The sequence below is a fragment of the Salinarchaeum sp. Harcht-Bsk1 genome (assembly GCF_000403645.1).
In the GTDB taxonomy this organism is placed as follows: Archaea; Halobacteriota; Halobacteria; order Halobacteriales; family Salinarchaeaceae; genus Salinarchaeum.
In genome coordinates this window covers 70,031-86,841 of the sequence record NC_021313.1, presented here as the reverse complement: position 1 = coordinate 86,841, position 16,811 = coordinate 70,031, and the positions used below count along the sequence as shown (strand labels likewise).

Annotated in this window: 18 protein-coding genes and 1 tRNA gene; 8 read left to right on the top strand and 11 right to left on the bottom strand. The window is 65.6% G+C overall.

The annotated features are described in order from the left end of the window. Positions 1-4: 4 nt before the first annotated feature. Positions 5-77: transfer RNA gene (locus L593_RS00430), tRNA-Arg, on the top strand. Between the two features lie 169 nt (positions 78-246). Here the strand turns inward: L593_RS00430 and L593_RS00425 are convergent. The 4 genes from L593_RS00425 to L593_RS00410 form a co-directional block, all read right to left on the bottom strand. Next, a complete protein-coding gene (locus tag L593_RS00425; RefSeq protein WP_020444935.1) occupies positions 247-1,383 on the bottom strand; it encodes a metallophosphoesterase in 1,137 nt (378 codons plus the stop codon). A 60-nt stretch (positions 1,384-1,443) separates the two neighbouring features. Continuing rightward, positions 1,444-2,427: a glycosyltransferase family 4 protein gene (locus L593_RS00420; RefSeq protein WP_020444934.1), complete on the bottom strand. Its 984-nt coding sequence runs from the start codon at positions 2,425-2,427 to the stop codon at positions 1,444-1,446. Between the two features lie 61 nt (positions 2,428-2,488). Next, a complete protein-coding gene (locus L593_RS00415; RefSeq protein ID WP_020444933.1) occupies positions 2,489-3,439 on the bottom strand; it encodes a class I SAM-dependent methyltransferase in 951 nt (316 codons plus the stop codon). Continuing rightward, a complete protein-coding gene (locus L593_RS00410; protein WP_201764633.1) occupies positions 3,436-4,212 on the bottom strand; it encodes a class I SAM-dependent methyltransferase in 777 nt (258 codons plus the stop codon). Before L593_RS00410 ends, L593_RS00415 begins: the two co-directional genes overlap by 4 nt. 589 nt (positions 4,213-4,801) lie before the next feature. On the opposite strand from L593_RS00410, the gene L593_RS00405 reads away from it, so the two are divergent. Together L593_RS00405 and L593_RS00400 are read left to right on the top strand one after the other, a co-directional pair. Then, positions 4,802-5,791 (top strand): TSUP family transporter, encoded by a 990-nt coding sequence (locus tag L593_RS00405; protein WP_020444931.1) that lies wholly within the window; start codon positions 4,802-4,804, stop codon positions 5,789-5,791. A 71-nt stretch (positions 5,792-5,862) separates the two neighbouring features. Further along, complete coding sequence (locus tag L593_RS00400; RefSeq protein WP_049893724.1) at positions 5,863-6,618, top strand: sugar phosphate isomerase/epimerase; 756 nt, start codon at positions 5,863-5,865, stop codon at positions 6,616-6,618. 13 nt (positions 6,619-6,631) lie between these two features. Here L593_RS00400 and L593_RS00395 read toward each other — a convergent pair whose 3' ends face one another. The 5 genes from L593_RS00395 to L593_RS00375 all read right to left on the bottom strand — a co-directional run bounded on the left by L593_RS00395 (position 6,632) and on the right by L593_RS00375 (position 12,717). Continuing rightward, complete coding sequence (locus tag L593_RS00395) at positions 6,632-7,390, bottom strand: SDR family oxidoreductase (protein WP_020444929.1); 759 nt, start codon at positions 7,388-7,390, stop codon at positions 6,632-6,634. 133 nt (positions 7,391-7,523) lie between these two features. Then, positions 7,524-8,372, bottom strand: coding sequence for an ABC transporter permease subunit (locus L593_RS00390; RefSeq protein WP_020444928.1), 849 nt, complete (start codon positions 8,370-8,372; stop codon positions 7,524-7,526). Further along, entirely contained in the window at positions 8,369-9,289 is a 921-nt protein-coding gene (locus tag L593_RS00385) for an ABC transporter ATP-binding protein (protein WP_020444927.1), read from the bottom strand. The genes L593_RS00390 and L593_RS00385 overlap by 4 nt, the downstream gene beginning before the upstream one ends. A 106-nt stretch (positions 9,290-9,395) precedes the next feature. Beyond that, positions 9,396-11,831 (bottom strand): cbb3-type cytochrome c oxidase subunit I, encoded by a 2,436-nt coding sequence (locus L593_RS00380; protein WP_049893722.1) that lies wholly within the window; start codon positions 11,829-11,831, stop codon positions 9,396-9,398. Positions 11,832-12,255: 424 nt separating this feature from the next. After that, positions 12,256-12,717 (bottom strand): pyridoxamine 5'-phosphate oxidase family protein, encoded by a 462-nt coding sequence (locus L593_RS00375; RefSeq protein WP_049893720.1) that lies wholly within the window; start codon positions 12,715-12,717, stop codon positions 12,256-12,258. Between the two features lie 158 nt (positions 12,718-12,875). Here L593_RS00375 and L593_RS00370 point away from each other — a divergent pair, with 158 nt between their 5' ends. From L593_RS00370 to L593_RS15805, 3 genes are all read left to right on the top strand, one after another. Next, on the top strand, positions 12,876-13,295 hold the full coding sequence (locus L593_RS00370) for a universal stress protein (protein WP_020444924.1): 420 nt from the start codon (positions 12,876-12,878) through the stop codon (positions 13,293-13,295). Positions 13,296-13,304: 9 nt separating this feature from the next. After that, complete coding sequence (locus L593_RS00365) at positions 13,305-13,952, top strand: phosphoribosyltransferase (protein WP_020444923.1); 648 nt, start codon at positions 13,305-13,307, stop codon at positions 13,950-13,952. A 142-nt stretch (positions 13,953-14,094) separates the two neighbouring features. After that, positions 14,095-14,244 carry a hypothetical protein gene (locus L593_RS15805; protein ID WP_020444922.1) on the top strand — a complete coding sequence of 50 codons (150 nt, stop codon included), beginning with the start codon at positions 14,095-14,097 and terminating at the stop codon, positions 14,242-14,244. A gap of 34 nt (positions 14,245-14,278) precedes the next feature. Here L593_RS15805 and L593_RS00360 read toward each other — a convergent pair whose 3' ends face one another. After that, positions 14,279-14,716: a pyridoxamine 5'-phosphate oxidase family protein gene (locus L593_RS00360; RefSeq protein ID WP_020444921.1), complete on the bottom strand. Its 438-nt coding sequence runs from the start codon at positions 14,714-14,716 to the stop codon at positions 14,279-14,281. A gap of 156 nt (positions 14,717-14,872) precedes the next feature. On the opposite strand from L593_RS00360, the gene L593_RS00355 reads away from it, so the two are divergent. Next, the gene (locus L593_RS00355) at positions 14,873-15,586 is read left to right on the top strand and encodes a TVP38/TMEM64 family protein (RefSeq protein WP_020444920.1); all 714 of its coding nucleotides are present in this window, start codon (positions 14,873-14,875) and stop codon (positions 15,584-15,586) included. Between the two features lie 47 nt (positions 15,587-15,633). On the opposite strand, the gene L593_RS00350 is transcribed toward L593_RS00355, so the two are convergent. Further along, the gene (locus L593_RS00350; RefSeq protein ID WP_187292629.1) at positions 15,634-15,945 is read right to left on the bottom strand and encodes a hypothetical protein; all 312 of its coding nucleotides are present in this window, start codon (positions 15,943-15,945) and stop codon (positions 15,634-15,636) included. 82 nt (positions 15,946-16,027) lie between these two features. On the opposite strand from L593_RS00350, the gene L593_RS00345 reads away from it, so the two are divergent. Further along, positions 16,028-16,804 carry an MOSC domain-containing protein gene (locus L593_RS00345; protein WP_020444918.1) on the top strand — a complete coding sequence of 259 codons (777 nt, stop codon included), beginning with the start codon at positions 16,028-16,030 and terminating at the stop codon, positions 16,802-16,804. Positions 16,805-16,811 lie beyond the last annotated feature (7 nt).

Sequence of the window (16,811 nt, the reverse complement as noted above, 5' to 3'; positions counted from 1 at the left end):
GCGAGGGCTCGTAGCTCAGTGGACAGAGCACTTGGTTCCGGACCTAGATGCCGCGGGTTCAAATCCCGTCGAGCCCGCTCATCCTCGCTGCGCTCGGATTCGCGGCCTCGACGACCCTCGCAAACGCTTCGCGTTTGCTCGGTCCCGTCGAGCCCGCTGTTCTGGCTGCCTTCGTCGATCCCAAAGCCGATCTCGTCGAGTTCGACGTCTCGGTCGTAACGTGGGAGGGCGACGACGTTCTCGCTTTCAGATCTCCGTATCGCTCACCCGAACGTACGTCCGCTCCTCCCGATCGAACACGTCCTCGTCCGACACGCGCCCCGCTTCGCTCAACTCCCGCAACGCCGACGAGTCAAGCTCCAGCACCTCGTAGGGATTCACCCCAGCCTGCCGCAATGCCTCGAACACCTCGCGCTGGGGTTTGGTCACCCTGCGCTGCGAGGTCGTCCGCGTTACCGCTGCGTACGTGCCCTGAATCCGCATGTCCTCGTGGACGCGATCCAGTAGCTCCTCCCGGATCTCCCGCCGACGCTGGTCGAACAGTTCCCTCGCGCGAGCGGCGAGGCCGTAGAGATCAGCGAGCGTCTCGACGTCGGCGGATTCGAGGTCCGCCGGCTGGTGGTCGAGGGTGGTGCGGAGGCGTTCGATCTCCTGTTCTGGTTCGGTGGCAGTGAGCGGAATACGCTCGTGGCTGTGGGCGTCGGTGGAGGCCTCGATTAGCGTGCCGGTCGGGATCGCGCCGTCCTCGCGGTGGCGGCGATTCGTCGACCCGGCGTAGGTGACACAGTAGTCGAAGTCGTCGTTCTCCCAGGCGAGGGGTTCGTCGCTGCCGCCGGCGAGTACGTCGTCGACGAAGACGTCGGTCGCCACCATCGCGTCGAACGCCGAGACGTCGGCGTCGGCCTCGTCCAGTGGCGGCCAGATTCCCTGGTGACAGGCGATCACGTTGTAGGCGTAGTCCTCGGTCGGTTCGAGCGCGGCGAGTTCGCGCTGGAAGGCGTCCCCGGAGTCGACGTGATCGACGCCGTAGAGCGCCAGGTCGTCGATGCGGACCGGCGACGTTCCGAGTTCGTGGGCGAGGTCGCCGTCGCGGAACTCCTCGATCGCCGTGCCGTCGCCGGTGCTCTCACGGGTTCCGGCGACCAGGTAGACCGGAATCTCCGCGTCCCGGAGGGTCGTCAGTGCACTCCGAATCGCCTGGATCGTGTCCGGTTTCGGCTCCGGCGACCGGAGGAGGTTCCCGGTGTGGACGACCGCGTCGACGTCCCGATCGATCGCGCGGCGGACGACGTTCGCGAGGCCGCCGAGGTCGACTTCGGGCTCGTCGGGGCTGTCGGGTGCGAACGCGAGCGTATCGCTGACGTGGAGCACGGTGGGGACCATGGACGAACCTACGGCCTGCGTTCCGATAAGAATCTGTACCGTACCGACCGCCACGACCGGTCACCGGATTGCAGATAGGTACACGCCCAGGGTGCGTTCGGCGACACGATCGACCGATAGCTCCTGGACGTGCTCCCGGCCGTTCGATCGCTCGCGATCGTCGAGCACTGCGACGAGGCCGTCCACGAGGGCTTGCTCCTCCTCGGCGACGACCGAGGGCTCGACGCCGCGGAGCCGCTCCCGGACGTCACCGACGTCTCGAGCCACCACTGGCAGATTGCAGGCCATCGCCTCCTTGACGGTGTTCGGGGAACCCTCCGACGCGGAGACGAGCACCATCGCGTCGGCAGCGTTCATCAGTACGGGCATCCGTTCGTGGGCGACGCGCTCGTCGAGCGTGTGGAGGACGACGTCGTCGGGTAGTCGCGCGTCGGCGACGTCGACGAGTCGCCGCGCCAGCGGGTAGTTCTTGACCGCCCTGTCGCTGGGGTACGGGAAGAGCACGTGCTTGGCAGCCTGGGCCCATCCAACCGACGACAATGCCTGCTCGCGGTCCATCGGCTCGAACAGTTCCAGGTCGACGCCGTGGGGAATCACCGTGCAGTCCGACCGAAGCGTCTCGGCCATCCCACTCGACATCACGATGGTCTCGCTCGCGCGGCGTGCACCCAGCCGGCCGATCCAGCCGAATCTGCCGCTGACGTCAGAGCCCCACAGGGAGAGGACGACTGGGCAGGTGCGCTGGGCGAAGGCCGCCGGCACCGTGAGCCCGTAGTTGGCGTGGACGAGGTCGTACGCCGAGAGATCCCGCTTTCGGACGTCTGCCACCAGTCCGAGGTAGTCGACGAGCGACCGCTCGCTCCCGTCGCCGGTCGCCGCCCGCGTGCCGCTGACGGGGACGACTTCCGTCCGAACGCCCAGCCGCCCGAGCGCTTCGACCTGCTGGCGATAGAACGTGGCGTGATCGGAGGTGACGAGGCTCAGGACCGAGACGTCCGTCGAGGGGCTGTCGCGTGGCCGGACTTCGGGCTCCGTGGACCTCACTCTGGATCACCGGATCTCGTTCCGGCGGGTGGATGCGGTACCGTCGATGGCTGCCCCAGCGTCATGGATCGAGTTCCGCGAAGGGTTTCGGCCGACGCCTCGCCGGCTTGATCGCGTAGGCCGAAGTACAGGCCGTCTCGTAGTCTTCGAACCCGTTGTAGGTGTAGGCGAGCGGGCCGTGCGCGCAGCCTCGCTCCTCGACGAAGGCGTCGAAGGCGTCGTTCCAGTCCACGTGGAAGGAGACGAGCAGTCCGCCGGGAACGAGATGTTCCCAGGCGAGGTCGAACTCGAAGGCCATCCCGGTCTGGGAGTGCTCGGAGTCCTGGATGAAGAGGTCGACGCCGCCGACCGAATCGAGGAGGCCGGGCAGGTCCCGCTGGCTTCGTCCCGTCCGGCGATCCCAGTGGTCGTGGAGATCATCGGGAACGATCCAGCCCGCCTCGCGGTCCTCGGGAATCCGGTGCGTGCCGGCTTCAGAGCAGGACGGGCGACCTCGCTCGTAGTAGTCCCGGCGGGGTTGAGCGATCGTCGCACCACGTCCGTCCGCGAGGGCAGGCGCCTCCGCATCCTGGGGAGTGCCCTGGAGGAGTGGGACCGGATCGAGCGAGTACAGCGTTCCGGCGTCGTTCTCGTCGAGGGCGAGCAACAACGACGCAGTCGAGACGCCGTGATACACGCCAGTTTCCACGATCGTAGTGGGCTCGTACTCCCTGACGAGGGCGTAGAGCCGGGCACACTCGTCCATGTGTGCGTCGTAGATCGAACCGTCGGTCGACAGTTCCTCCGCCGCCGAACGGCAGATGTCCACGATTCGCCCGGCGAAGAACTCCTGCTCGTAGGCCTCGAAATCGGCGGGGCTGGGGAAGAACCGATCCACGAACGCCTCCTCGGTCCGGTGGACTCTGCGGCGTTTCCGCCAGGACATCCAGGGAACGACGAAGTGCGCGAGCCGGTCGATCCGGGGCTTCGCGTCCTCCGGCACGCGCTCCGCGACTGATTCGAGGAGCGTCACGGTGACTCCGCCGAGGATTTCTGCAGCGTTGCCGGTCCGTGCTCGCGCACTGGCCGGGTGCGATTCGAGGTCGCGATTCCTCGTGGGGCGCCGCCGTCGCGTTCGAAGACCATCGCCTCGCCCCGGTTCGCGTACTCGAAGGTTCGCTCGGCTGGCCGTTCGTCGACGTCCACGAGCGTGAGCGGTGCGAACAGCGACTCGTACTCGGCTCGACTGCGGACCCAGCTCGCCCGCCCGCCGTCACCACTGGTCATCTCACAGCAGTTGATCGTCCCGCCCTCGGCGAGCACTCGTCGAAGCTCACTCGCTACCTCCCCGACCGCGTCCGGCGGGATGTGCTGGAGGACGTTCCAGGAGACGATCAGGTCGAAGGAGTCGTCCTCGAACGGAAGGTCCTGGCCGAGCGTCTCCTCGAACTCCAGCTCCGGGTAGAGGGTCCGGGCACGCTCGATCGCGTCCCCGTTCGGATCGACCCCGATGGTCTCCTCTGCGTGCTCCGAAATCCACCCGGTGAGCCGACCGTACCCACAGCCCAGTTCGAGCGCCCGGTCGTAGCTCCGATTACCGAGCACGCTGTCGAGGTGCCGGGACTCCCTGTAGAGGCGGGCGCTGAGTTCGGGTCGGGATGGATCGCCCCCGGCGAAGCCGCCGTCGTCGAACGTGATGAACCCGTCCTTCTTGCGCCAGTTCGGTCCCCATCGTGACTCCGGAAAGACGGTTCCCACGACGAACGGAGGGATCTGCTGTGGATTTCGGAGTCCCCGCAGAAGCACCTGGGACCAGGACGTGACGGCTCCAATTGCGTTGCGAATCGCCCCGAGGGCCATTGGCAGGGTCCTCACGGAGGACGGTGATTGTTACAAGTGTGATATCGTACGGCTACGATCCGCTTTCGCGGCGGTAGAACCGTGCTACTCGAAACCGGCCTGCGTGTCGGTGTACCCCCACATCTGCAGGGCCGCTCAGATTCCGGGCTGGCTCTAGCGAGTGACTGCCGCTGCTGGGCTTTCGATCGATGGCGGCGCGCTGTGATCGTTTCCACAGATACCTCCCTCCGGTGTGACAGTCTCCTCGTTCAGCGTTCGTGGAGACCGGTCCGTACCCGTGGATTGCACTTCAGGGGTTGCCACCGTCGATCGGCCCGCGGTCGTTCGAGGACGTTCGACGGCCTGTTGGTGCGGAGCAGCGTTCGCGGCCTAGGTGGTAACTGTTCAAGAGCGTCCACGCGCCTATCGCGTACTGCGCTGCAGGTCAGCGAGACTGCCGCTGCGCTCGAACCGGCCGTCGATGCCGTCCTCGATGGCTGTCGAATCCGCCAGTCTGCCTTTGCCCTTGCCAGCGCGCTCCCCGGATCCACTATCAATGCCCGACGCAGGATCGAGTCCGGACATTCCCACTCCACCAGGTGGTATCGGCGAGGAAGCTGCTGTGCTCGACGCCAACCGGACGACCGTCCAGCGACTCTCGCTCCCGCGATCGGCGCGACGAATCGTCCTCGTCCTCGGCCTCGGGTACGCCCTCTCCCTGCTCGTGTTCGTCGTCGGATTCGGCGGACGAGCGGGCGGGACGGTCGTGGTCCCGTCCGTCGTCATCGTCGCGTTCGTGCTCGAATCCACGGACTCGGCGACCGGGATGGGGTTCGGAACGGGACTCGCTCCCTTGCTGTTCGTCTTCGGGTACGAGCCACTCGCGGTCGTTCCAGCACTGTTGCTCTCCGAGTCCGTCACCGGTCTGCTCTCCGGCCTGCTCCACCACGAGATGAACAACGTCACGTTCAGGCTCCGGCCACCGAATCGGGAGATTCGGCTCGTCGTACTCCTGATCCTCCTGAGTACCGTTGCACTCGTGATTTCGGTGACGCTGGTCCACGCGTTGGCGATTCTCCCCCAGGGCTTCGTCGAGGCCTACGTCTCGGTACTCGTCGTACTGATGGGGGCGTTCGGCCTGCTGCGCACACGCATCGGCACTCCCGAGGTCTTTCGGCCGCGGAGACTCGTGGGGTTCGCGCTCTTCGCCGGGGCGAGCAAGGGCATCGGCGGCGGTGGGTTCGGACCGGTCGTCACGCTCGGGCAGATTCTCTCCGGTGTCTACGAGAAGAGCGCCGTCGCCATCACGTCCGCGTCGGAAGGCGTACTCTCCCTGGTCGGTGGCCTCACGTTCCTCGTCTTCTGGTACCTCGGCGAACCGGTCGATTTCCTCCTCGTTCCATCCGTGCTGACTGGGGGATTCTTCGCTGCGATCCTCGCGCCGTATCTCGTCCGCGTCGTGCCGAACTCGGTCTGGCAGTACCTCATCCCCGGCTACGCCGTCGTGATCGGCGTCGCGGGAGTCGTCCTCGGGCTGGGCGTCTAACGCCGAAGTCGCTCGGCACTCTCGTGTGGCGGCCATCGAGAGTTATGGCGCTCGCCGGCCAAGTGCCGGTCATGGACCTCGGCGTGACCGTCGGCGACTCGATCGATCGACTCGAGCGGACGGGCGTGGACTTCGACTTCGTGGAGGTGTCCGTCGGCGAGGCACAGCCGCTTCCGACGGACGCCGCGGCGCCGCGGCTCCGTTCGGCACTCGCCGCGACTGAATCGGACCTCTGCATGCATCTCCCCTTCCAGCAGGTGGTCGCGACGCCGGTCGAACAGCTCAACGACGCGATCGTCGAGTACCTCGAAGACTTGCTGTCCTGGGGCGGCACTGTCGGCGCTCGCAAGGCGGTCCTCCACGCGACTGCCCGGAACCCGTACGACACGGACCTCCGGCCGACGATCGCCGAACAGCTCCGCAGGATCGCCGCCGTCGGCGAGGAGCACGGCGTCGAGGTCGTCGTCGAGAACGTCGGCCACCAGAAACAGGGCGTCCAGCTATCGGTCCTCGCCGACCTCGCCCGCGAGGCGGAGGTCCCGATTTGCTTCGACGTCGGCCACGCTTACATGGAGGAAGGCGACGACGGGATCGATCGCTTCTGTTCTCGAAACGCCGACCGGATCTCCCACCTCCACGTGCACGACGCCCGCTCCAGGGGCGACACCCACATTCCGATCGGCGCTGGGGAGGTGGACTGGAGTCTCCTCGAAGAGCACCTCGACGACTTCGACGGGACCGTCGCCGTCGAGGTCTTCACCGACGACCTGTCTCTCCTGCGAGACAGTGCCGAGCGTGTCACCGACCTGTTCGGCCAGACGAGTTGATCGGTCGACTCGATTACTGCGCGACGTAGCCCCCGTCGATCGTCAGCGTCTCGCCGGTCACGAAGGAGGCGTCCTCGGAGCACAGCCACACCGCGGCGTCCCCGATCTCTTCGGGCTGGCCGAGGCGGCCGATCGGAGTTGCGGCCTTGGTCGCCTCCATCGTCTCGGGGTCGTCCTCCTGGGAGCGAGCCACCATCGGCGTGTCGATGACGCCGGGGCTAATCGCGTTGACCCGGATCCCCTCACCGCTGTACTCGACCGCGGCGGTCTTCGTGAGACCGATCACGCCGTGCTTGCTGGCGACGTAGGGACTCAGGTTGGGGAACGCGACCAGGCCCGCGATCGAGGAAGTGTTGACGATGGAGCCACCGCCCGATTCGAGCATCGCGGGAATTTCGTACCGCATGGCCAGGAAGACGCCTTTCAGGTTGACGTCGATGACCTGTTCCCAGTTGTCGAGCGGGTGCTCCCCTGCTGGCTCGGACTCGCCCTCGATGCCGGCGTTGTTGAACGCGAAGTCGAGGCTCCCGTAGGTGTCGACGGCCGTGTCGACCATCGCCTCGACCTCGTCGGGGTCGCTGACGTCAGTCGCGACGACGGTCGCCTCGCCGCCGGCGTCCCGGATGCGTTCGACCGTCTCCTCGGAGCCCTCGACGTCGACGTCTGCGACCACGACGTTGGCGCCTTCGTCTCCAAAGCGCAGCGCGGCCTCTCGTCCGATACCGGATCCACCGCCCGTTACGATCGCCGTCGAACCGTGTATTCCGTCCATGGGTTGAACCTCCGGCGTCGGTACTGAACCACGACGCCTCGTATTGAACTACGATCGGATTCGGGATAAAGACGGCCGGCGGTTCTCGACTCACGGGAGCCCTCGGCGCACCAGCGGACGATCGATCGAGGGGCTACAGATCGGCGCGGTTGAACTGGTAGTACCCCACGAGCAGCGGGACGACGATCCAGAGCACGAGCATGACCAGTCCCAGTTCGGGCGTCTGGTAGAAGGCGTCGGTCTCGCTCCCGGCGTCGGAACTGGCTTCGAGCGAATCTGCGACGCCGGGGAGGAGTGCGAACAGTCCCGAGGAGTACGCCGTCGACGGCGACACGTTCGTGACGATGTAGGCCCAGTCGGGATAGTCGGTGGTGAACTGGAACCCTTCGACGACGTAAACAATCATCAGCGGCACGACGTCCCAGACCAGTTCGAAGAGGACGAAGAACCCGATGGCGAGCGTCGTCGCGCGAGTCGTCGATCCGGTCGTCGCCGAGATGCTGACCATGACGGCGGAGTAGACGGCGACGAACAGGAGCGTCAGCGCGACGAAGGCCACGAGGGCCCACGCGTTCAGCCCGCCGATGAGGAGAGCGCCGAAGAGCAATCCGACGACGAGTCCGATGGCGAGCCCGGTCGCGAGGACGGCCGCCCGGCCGAGCACCTTTCCGAGGAATACGTCGCGACGGGTCGTCGGCTGTGAGAGGAGGAGTTTGATGCTGCCGATCTCGCGCTCCCCGGCGACGGACTTGTAGCCCACGATGATCGCTGCGATCGGCACGAAGAGGGCGGTAAAGCCCAGGGTGAAGAAGACGAGACCACCGAACGTCGCCTCCTCCTGGGTCCCGAACAGCTCGGGTGCCTCGGTGTAGCCGTAGGTCGTGATCACGGAGAGGACGATGAACGTCCCGACGAGCGCCCAGAGAGCACGGGACTGGATCGCGTCGCGGAAGTCCTTCTTCGCGACGATGCCGACGCTCATGCTTCGACCTCCTGTGCGTCGGTCGTGTAGCGTACGAAGAGATCCTCGAGGGACGACTCGACGACCTCGAAGTCCTGTACCGGCGCGACGCCGTCGTCGATCGACTCGAGGACCCGGAACTTCGAGCGATCGGCGACCGAGAGCCGGATTCGACCGTCGTCGATCGCGACGTCGGCGACGCCGTCGAGGGCCGCTACCTGCTGGCGCACAGACTCGTCGATCCGGTCGAGCGTCACGAACAGCACCTCGCCGGTCTCCGTCGCGTTCCGGAGGCCGTCGATGGAGTTGTCCGCGACGAGCGACCCCTTGTTGATGATCCCGACGCGGTCACAGACCGCTTCGACCTGCTCCATGATGTGACTGGAGAAGAAGACGGTCGCGCCGCGGTCGTTCTCAGCCTGGATGATCTCGCGCATCTCGCGGGCGCCGTTGGGATCCAGCCCGGTCGAGGGTTCGTCGAGGATCAACAGTTCCGGGTCGCCGACCAGTGCCATGGCGAGGACGAGCCGCTGGCGCATCCCTTTCGAGTAGCCCCCGGCTTTCCGGTCGGCTGCCTCGGCGACGCCGGTTCGTTCGAGTAGCGCGATCGGATCGTCGTCGACGCCCTTCATTTCGCAGGCGAACTGCACGTGCTGGCGCCCCGTCAGCCGATCGTAGACGTGGTAGGCGTCGGGCAAGACGCCGGTCTTCTGGCGGACGAGTTCGCCCTCATCCTGCGCATCGTGTCCGAGGACGGTCACGTCGCCGGAGGTCGGACGCACGAAGTCGAGCAGGATGTCGATCGTGGTCGATTTCCCGGCGCCATTCGGGCCGAGAAACCCGTAGATCTCCCCCTCTTCGACGGTCAAATCCAGGTCGTCGACGGCGAGCACGTCGCCGAACCGCTTCGTGAGTCCCGAACAGTCGATCGCTGCCATGGTTTACAGTTGGAGCGGATACCTGAAATATGTGCGCTGACACGGGGTAGCAGCGCACCTGCTCGACCGTTGCCGTACTTCTACCGCAGACGCCGAAAATCGCACCTCAGAGCAGGTAGAAGAGCGGGAAGAGGAACACCCAGACGATGTCGACGAAGTGCCAGTAGAGGCCGAACAGCTCCACGGGCTCCTCGTTCCCGTCGTAGACGCCGTCGTTGGCCCGTACGATCATGAAACTCGCGACGGCCAGTCCGAGGATGACGTGGAGGGCGTGCAGGCCCGTGGTGAAGAAGTACGCCGAGGCCTCGATGGAACTGTCCCAGTAGACGCCGTGGGCGAACTCCTCGGTCCACTCGTAGGCCTTGATGCCGAGGAAGACGACCCCGAGTGCCAGCGTGCCCGCTAGCGAGCCCACGAGACGGCCTCGCTCGCCGCGTCGCGCGTACTCGAAGGCGAGCACGACGAGGAAACTGCTGGTCAGCAGGATGTAGGTGTTGACCAGGCCGGGGACCACCGACGGCGGAATCGTCTTCCAGGAGTCCCAGCCGAGGCGGATCCTCGCGAAGATGAACGAGCCGATGACCGACCCGAAGACCATGACGTCGGAGGCGAGGAACACCCACATGCCGAGTTTGCCACGCCCCACGTCCTCGAAGGGCCACCGCTGAGCGATGGGTGACACCGGGGCGTAGAAGTCCTCTCTCCCGAACTGCAAGGTGCCGACCAGCAACACGAGCAGGCCCGCCGTTCCGGTCGAGACCGCGAGGACGCCGCCGCGCTGGGCGAGCCCGAATCCGAGGAACAGGAGGCCAACGCCGAACGCGACGACGATCGGCCACGGGCTGGCGTGATCCGGGTGGAGTTCGCCGCCCTCCTCGCCGCTCTCGAGTGCCGGCTCCGGCTGGGCGGTGCCCGCACCGTCTGCTCGCGTCGCGCTGTCCCCTGGCCTGGTCACGCTCTCGTGGGTCTCGACGAACTCGAGCACGCCGTTCCGGTACGTCGGCCGTCCCGGCCAGTTTTCGAGCGGCGGCGGCGACGACGTGGCCCACTCGCCAGTGCGGACGAACTCCCAGGGCCGTTCGTCAGCGCTCGGGCCGCGAAACGCGCTCTTCCCGAGGTTGTAGAACATCACGATGAAAGAGACGCCGAGCAGGAACGCGCCGATCGTCGAGATCTGGTGCCAGGTGGTGTTCTCCGGGAAGTACGCGAACACTCGCCGCGGGGTCTCCCACGCCACGAACTGGGCGCCGAACGCGAGGTTGAACCCGACGAAGTACAGCACGAAGTGGAATTTGCCGAGCAGTTCGTCGTACATGCGTCCCGTCATCTTCGGGAACCAGTAGTACAGGCCCGCGATCAGGGCGGTCCCACCGCCACCGAGCATGACGTAGTGGAAGTGCGCGACGACCCAGTAGGTGCCCCGGAACTCGTAGTCCAGCACGACGGCGCCGAGGAAGACGCCGGTGATGCCGCCGGGGACGAAGAGCAGCAGGCCGCCCAGCGCGAACAGGAACGGCGTCTTGAACCTGATCTTTCCCTTGACGATCGTGTAGATCAACGAGAAGACGATCAGGTCGAAGGGCAGCGAGATTCCGATGGTCGTCGCCATGAACAGCGTCTTGATCTCGAGGTTGATCGTCGTCAGGAACATGTGGTGCATCCAGACGAGGAAGCTCTGCAGGGCAACGAGCACCATCGCCAGGATGACCCACTTCCGGCCGACGAGTCGCCGCCCCGAGTAGGTCTGGAAGACCTCGAGGAGGATGCCAAGCGGCGGGAAGAAGACGATGTAGACCTCGGGGTGGCCGAAGAACCAGAACAGGTGCCCCCAGAGGAGGGAGCCACCGCCGCGCTCGCCAGCGAAGAAGAGGGTGCCCAGCACGCGGTCGGATCCCAGCATGAGGAGCGCTGCGAGCAGCGTCGCGAACGCGAACAGCATCATCCAGACCGTCAGCAGCCAGGACCAGGTGAACAGGGGAACGTTCCAGAGACCGAGCCCCTCCGCCCGGCAGTAGTGGATCGTCGTGATGAAGTTGACCGAGGCGATGGTCGAGGAGAACATCAACATCGCCAGCGCGAACACCGTGATCGAGCCCCCGATCGTCGGCGTGTACATCGGGAGGTTCAACGGTGCGTACATGGTCCAGCCTGCAGCGTAGGTTCCCTCGAAGAAGAAGGAGGTCAGGTAGACCAGCAGCGACACGAAGTACAGCCAGAACGAGAGGGCGTTCAGCCGCGGGAACGCCAGGTCGTCGGCGCCGATCTGTAGGGGAACGAGGTAGTTCGCGAGCCCGGCGGCGAAGGGCGTGATGAACCAGAAGATCATCAGCAGTCCGTGGGACGCCACCACCTCGTTGTAGGGTATCGACTCGAGAATGGAGGCTCCCGGCGTCCAGAGTTGGGTCCGGATCAGGAGCGCCATGATACCCCCGACTGCGAAGACGTAGAGGCTCGTCAGGAGGTACATGATCCCGACGTCCTTGTGGTTCGTCGAGAACAACCAGCGACGGGCGGAGCTGCGCGGTGGAAGCTCTTCACTCATCGTGGTTCACCTCCCGAACGCTCCCGGCTCGTCGACGACCGCGCCAGACACGCTCGTCGCTCATTGTCGACCACCTGTCGAGCGTTCCCCGCTCGTCGCCGATCACCCGGCGAGAGCGGCCGCTGATTCAAGCCGGTCGATACGCGGTCAGCGCTTCCGTGGCGGGGACCGATCCCACCGAAGCACTGCATGTGCCAACAGTCAACACGAAGGCCGAAATAGGAACTGTCCAGCTTCCGACGACGTGGTTACCATCTCGGTCTAGACGGTGGCCAACTGCATGGAGCGTCCCAGATTTTCCCACCTCCGACCGTGGACGCTCCCCACGGTGAACCGACGGATCCGATGCAGTGTGGAACGCTACCTTGGAAGTGTTCGGCGGAAGCAGGGAGGTCGAACTACTCGCTGGGCGGCTGCTGGAGTCTCAGGCATCCGGCGTCGTCCGGCCGATCACTGACTCGACCTCGAGTTCGAGGATCACGACGTCTACCTCGTCGATCGACTCGCCGAAGACGCGGATCGGCGGGAAGTGCTCGTTGATCTCGGCCGCGTCGAAGCGCTCGGCTTCCTCCGGCGGGAGTTCGCGCAGCGGGCCGCTCGCCAGCACGCTCCATGACTCGAGTTCTCGGGGATCGGTCGTCTCGGCCGTTCCGTAACAGACGTAGGCAGCCGTGTCGGTCGCCTCGATCGCCTCCCACTTTTGGCTATCCTCCGTCCGGCCGAGCCGGAAGTAGAGGTTGCCGTCGTCGTAGTAGTGTGCGATCGGCACGGCGTAGGCGTCGCCGTCGTCGGCGAGGGACAGGACGCCGGTTTCCTGCCGTTCGAGGTACGACGCCACGGTGTCCTCGTCCATGCCGCTCGTGTAAGAAAACTCGACGTGGTGCACGACTTCCCGTTCGCTCCGGGGGACCGTAATCCCGCTGGTCGATTCGGTAGCGATTTCGAACCTCGGGGCTGCTACGACGACCGTACCGCTCGGCAACGTCGCCGTAGCACCCGCTATGCGGTCGCTACTAATTGCCACGCCTCCCGTGTCCCTCGATCGTGTACGATACAGTTCTCGTCGCGACGGACGGCAGCGGTCCGGCGACCCGTGCGGTTACCCACGCGCTCGAACAGGCCGAACGCTCCAACGCCGAACTGCACGCGATCTACGTCGTCGACACGGCCCGCTACGCCGAACCCGCTCTCAGTAGCGCCGAACTCGCCACGACCGAGATGGAAGAGTGGGGCCAGCAGGAACTCGACGAGGTCGCGGAACGTGCCGAGTCCCTCGACGTCGACGTGCTCACGCGATCCTGTCACGGTCGGCCCTACATCGAGATCATCGAGTACGCCGACACGATCGACGCGGACCTGATCGTGGTCGGCTACCAGGGCCACTCTCACTCCGATCCCGGACAGATCGGTTCCGTCACCGATCGGGTCGTCTCGAACGCCGGTCGACCGGTCCTCGTCGCCTGATCACAGACGATGTTCGACAGGGGACAGAAGAGCCGGTTCACAGATCGCACCGAGGCAGGCAAACGACTCGCGGCGGAGATCAGCGATCGAGGCGTCGACGCCGACCTCGTGCTCGCGATTCCGCGCGGTGGGCTCCCCGTCGGTCGCGAAGTCGCCGACGCCATCGATCGTCCACTCGACGTCATCGTGGCCTCGAAGGTCGGCGCTCCGTGGAACCCGGAACTCGCGATCGGGGCCGTCGGCAGCGACGGCTCGGCGTGGTTCGACGAAGCCGTCATCGAGCGACACGGGATCGATCAGGAGTACGTCCAGCGCAAGCGCGAATCCGTCGCCGAGGCCGCCGCCGAGAAGGAGGCACGGTACCGTGGCGAGGAAGCGTCGACGTCGCTCGACGGATCGACGGTGCTCCTCGTCGACGACGGTGCCGCGACGGGGTCGACGACGATCGCGGCGATCCGGCTCGCGAGGGCCCGCGACGCCGAGCGGATCGTCCTCGCACTGCCGGTCGCACCGCCGGACACGCTCGATACGCTTCGGCGCGAAGCCGACGAGGTGATCTGCCTGCTCGAACCGACGGGGTTCGGTGCTGTCGGGCAGTTCTACGAGGACTTCGGGCAGGTGAGCGACGAGGAAGCGATCGAGCTACTGGAACGCTGAGCGTGGTTTTCGCGCGGATCGATTCGTTTGGGCCACGAACCGGCACGCAACGAACGAATCGATCCGCGCCAGAGTTGCCTGCCAGGCGGGGACCAATTGATGCCGCTGGAGCACCAAGTCCAATCTGGAGGCTCGATTACCTATGACCCACACACTCGAAATCGACGACGACCTCTGGGAACGAATCCACGACCACTGCGAGGAGGACGAGTCGCCCGAGGAGTTCGTCGCAGAGCTGGTATCGATGTACGAAGTCGAGGGCGCCTTCCTGCAGGAGGGCTACTCGGAGTAACCGACCGGGCCGTGCTACCAGCTTCCGGGAGCGATCAGTCCGATCTGCGCCCCGTCAGTTCGTGGGGCTCGAGCCGGACGAACGCGAACGAAATTTCCTCGGGCGGTGCCTCGAATGCGTCGACGAACGGGATTCGAACGCGATCGAGTCCCTCCAGTGACGCAGTCGATACCGATTCCTCGTCCGTTCGGACGAGTTCGCCGTGCGCGACGACGCTCCACCAGTCGTCGCCGTTCTCCTCGTGGACCACGAACGCGGCCTCCCGGTGGTTCACGTCCCCTTTCGTGCTCCCACCGCCCACAGCGAGACGAAAGTAGAATACCTCCTCCACCGGATCAAACCCGTACGACACCGGGACGGCGTGGGGTGGTTCGTGAGTGCCAGTATCGAGGGATAACACGCCAACGCCACCTGTGCCGAGCCGGTCCGCGCGTTCCTCGGCGGTCAGGTCGACGGGCTCGTGTTGGGTCATAGATTCTTCTTCGAGGCGTGTGCCAATAAATGACGGCCGTGGAAGCGGTCACTGGCCCCACGGATGCATTCGTTGCCCAGCGACAGACTGATCGAGACGTCGTTCCGGCGTGCGTCTCGAAGCATCCATGTGGATCCGGCCGAATCGTCCAGATGAATGGCGCCGTCCCGACCGCCTCAGGTATTTCGCTCGGGGACGGCCCGGCGTCGCTTCCTCTTTCACGCCGTCATCGCGACGGTCGCCGCACTTTCGGCGTTCGTCGTGATCGTCGATCGGTACCAGTTTCTGCTCGATCCGATTCAGGCCCGGGGGTTCGTCTCGGACTTCGGCGTGTTCGCACCACTGGCGCTCGTGCTCCTCCAGGCCCTCCAGGTGGTGGCGGCCCCGATCCCGGGGCAGGTACTCGCCGTCGTCGCTGGGTATCTCTTCGGCCCGTGGTGGGGGACGCTGTACAACATGACCGGCATCATGATCGGGAGCACGGTCGCGTTCTGGCTCTCCCGACGGTTCGGACGATCCTACGTCGAAGCGATGGTCCATCCCGATCTCATCGAGACGTTCGACGACATCGAGGAGGACAACGTCATGGCCGCCCTGTTCGTCCTGTTCCTCGTCCCCGGGATGCCAGACGACGTGCTCTGCTTCGTCGGCGGGCTAACGGACGTTCGTCTTCGGAAGCTGGTCCTCGTCGCACTGGTGGGTCGAACGCCGGCTTTCTTCGTAGTTAACGTCCTCGGCGATCAGCTCGGAGCGGGCGAGATCGGTATCGCTACTGGACTTGCGATCGCCATGCTCGTCGTGTCCGGGCTGGGGTACATCTATCGCGGACGGGTGCTCTCCTGGCTCGAGCAGAAGGATCTCTCGCCGTAACGACCCCGTCGGTCGCGTCCAGCCACCCCTTGCGGCCAGTCACCCGCTCAGATGACGTCGTCTGGTTCGTGGCGATCCGCCATCAGCCGTGCTTCGGCCGCGTAGCGGTCGCGTTCGTCGGGATCCGCCACGCGTCCGAGATTCGCCGGCGACGCCTCGACGGCTGCGGTCGTGTCGCGAACGTCAGTGAAGGAGGTCAGGGCTCGCTCCTTCCGGAAGTACCGCTCACCATCGGTCGTCGCGTACGTGAGGATGATCAGGTTCTGCTCGTCGTCGGAGTACGTCCGCTCGACGAGCCAGACCTGGACCGTTTCGTCGCTCTCGTCTGCCACGTCGTACCGTTGGAAGCAGCCGCACATGAAGCTACGGCCGAATGGACGATCGTCCACCGCGCTCCGTTCGGAGCAACGGTTTTCGGTCCCCGCTTCCACGGTCGAAGCGATGGCACACGTCGAGCGGATCGACACGTATCCGGTGAAAGGGTTCGATCGGTGTCCGCTCGAATCGGCCCGGATTCTCGACGGCGGAACGCTCGAACACGACCGGGAGTACGCGCTCTACGACGTCGACGGCGACGTTATCAACGGCAAGCGTACCGATCGCGTCCACCACGTGTCCGCGACCTACGATCCCGAGACCGGGACGCTCACGATCCAGGGCCCAGATCTGCCGAGCAGGCGCTTCGTTCTCCCCGCCGAGCGCGAAGCCGCGGCCAGCCACTTCGGAACGATCTTCGACGCGGAACTCCGCCTGCAGCGAAATGCGACGCGTGGCTTCGTCGACCGTCCCTCGATGGGTCCTTCGGTGATCAGCACCGCGACGCTGGAAACGGTCTCGTCGTGGTACGATTCGATGACGCTCGACGGCGCTCGACGCCGGTTCCGGGCGAACATGGAAGTCGGCGGCGTTCCGGCGTTCTGGGAAGATCGATTCGTCGGCGAGGGCGCGCCAGCGTTCCGGATCGGCGGGGTCCGCTTCGAGGGAGTCACCCCGTGTGGGCGCTGCGTGGTGCCCGGCCGCGATCCCGACACGGGCGAGGAAATCGATGGCTTTCGGGAGACGTTCGTCGAACGCCGCGAGGCGTCCTTCCCCGAGTGGGCCGATCGCGACGCGTTGGATCACCTGTTCACGCTCAGGCTGATCGCTCGCGTTCCGGAGGTTGATCGGGGCTCCTCGATCACAGTCGGAGACGACGTCGAGATTATCGAGGGGACCTGACGGTCGA

What these genes read in the sequence shown, in the direction of transcription:
- L593_RS00425 (WP_020444935.1), bottom strand. Translation starts at nt 1,383, where the DNA reads ATGGTCCCCACCGTGCTCCACGTCAGCGATACGCTCGCGTTCGCACCC.
- L593_RS00405 (WP_020444931.1), top strand. Translation starts at nt 4,802, where the DNA reads ATGCCCGACGCAGGATCGAGTCCGGACATTCCCACTCCACCAGGTGGT.
- L593_RS00400 (WP_049893724.1), top strand. Translation starts at nt 5,863, where the DNA reads ATGGACCTCGGCGTGACCGTCGGCGACTCGATCGATCGACTCGAGCGG.
- L593_RS00395 (WP_020444929.1), bottom strand. Translation starts at nt 7,390, where the DNA reads ATGGACGGAATACACGGTTCGACGGCGATCGTAACGGGCGGTGGATCC.
- L593_RS00390 (WP_020444928.1), bottom strand. Translation starts at nt 8,372, where the DNA reads ATGAGCGTCGGCATCGTCGCGAAGAAGGACTTCCGCGACGCGATCCAG.
- L593_RS00385 (WP_020444927.1), bottom strand. Translation starts at nt 9,289, where the DNA reads ATGGCAGCGATCGACTGTTCGGGACTCACGAAGCGGTTCGGCGACGTG.
- L593_RS00380 (WP_049893722.1), bottom strand. Translation starts at nt 11,831, where the DNA reads ATGAGTGAAGAGCTTCCACCGCGCAGCTCCGCCCGTCGCTGGTTGTTC.
- L593_RS00365 (WP_020444923.1), top strand. Translation starts at nt 13,305, where the DNA reads ATGTTCGACAGGGGACAGAAGAGCCGGTTCACAGATCGCACCGAGGCA.
- L593_RS15805 (WP_020444922.1), top strand. Translation starts at nt 14,095, where the DNA reads ATGACCCACACACTCGAAATCGACGACGACCTCTGGGAACGAATCCAC.
- L593_RS00360 (WP_020444921.1), bottom strand. Translation starts at nt 14,716, where the DNA reads ATGACCCAACACGAGCCCGTCGACCTGACCGCCGAGGAACGCGCGGAC.
- L593_RS00355 (WP_020444920.1), top strand. Translation starts at nt 14,873, where the DNA reads ATGGCGCCGTCCCGACCGCCTCAGGTATTTCGCTCGGGGACGGCCCGG.
- L593_RS00350 (WP_187292629.1), bottom strand. Translation starts at nt 15,945, where the DNA reads ATGTGCGGCTGCTTCCAACGGTACGACGTGGCAGACGAGAGCGACGAA.
- L593_RS00345 (WP_020444918.1), top strand. Translation starts at nt 16,028, where the DNA reads ATGGCACACGTCGAGCGGATCGACACGTATCCGGTGAAAGGGTTCGAT.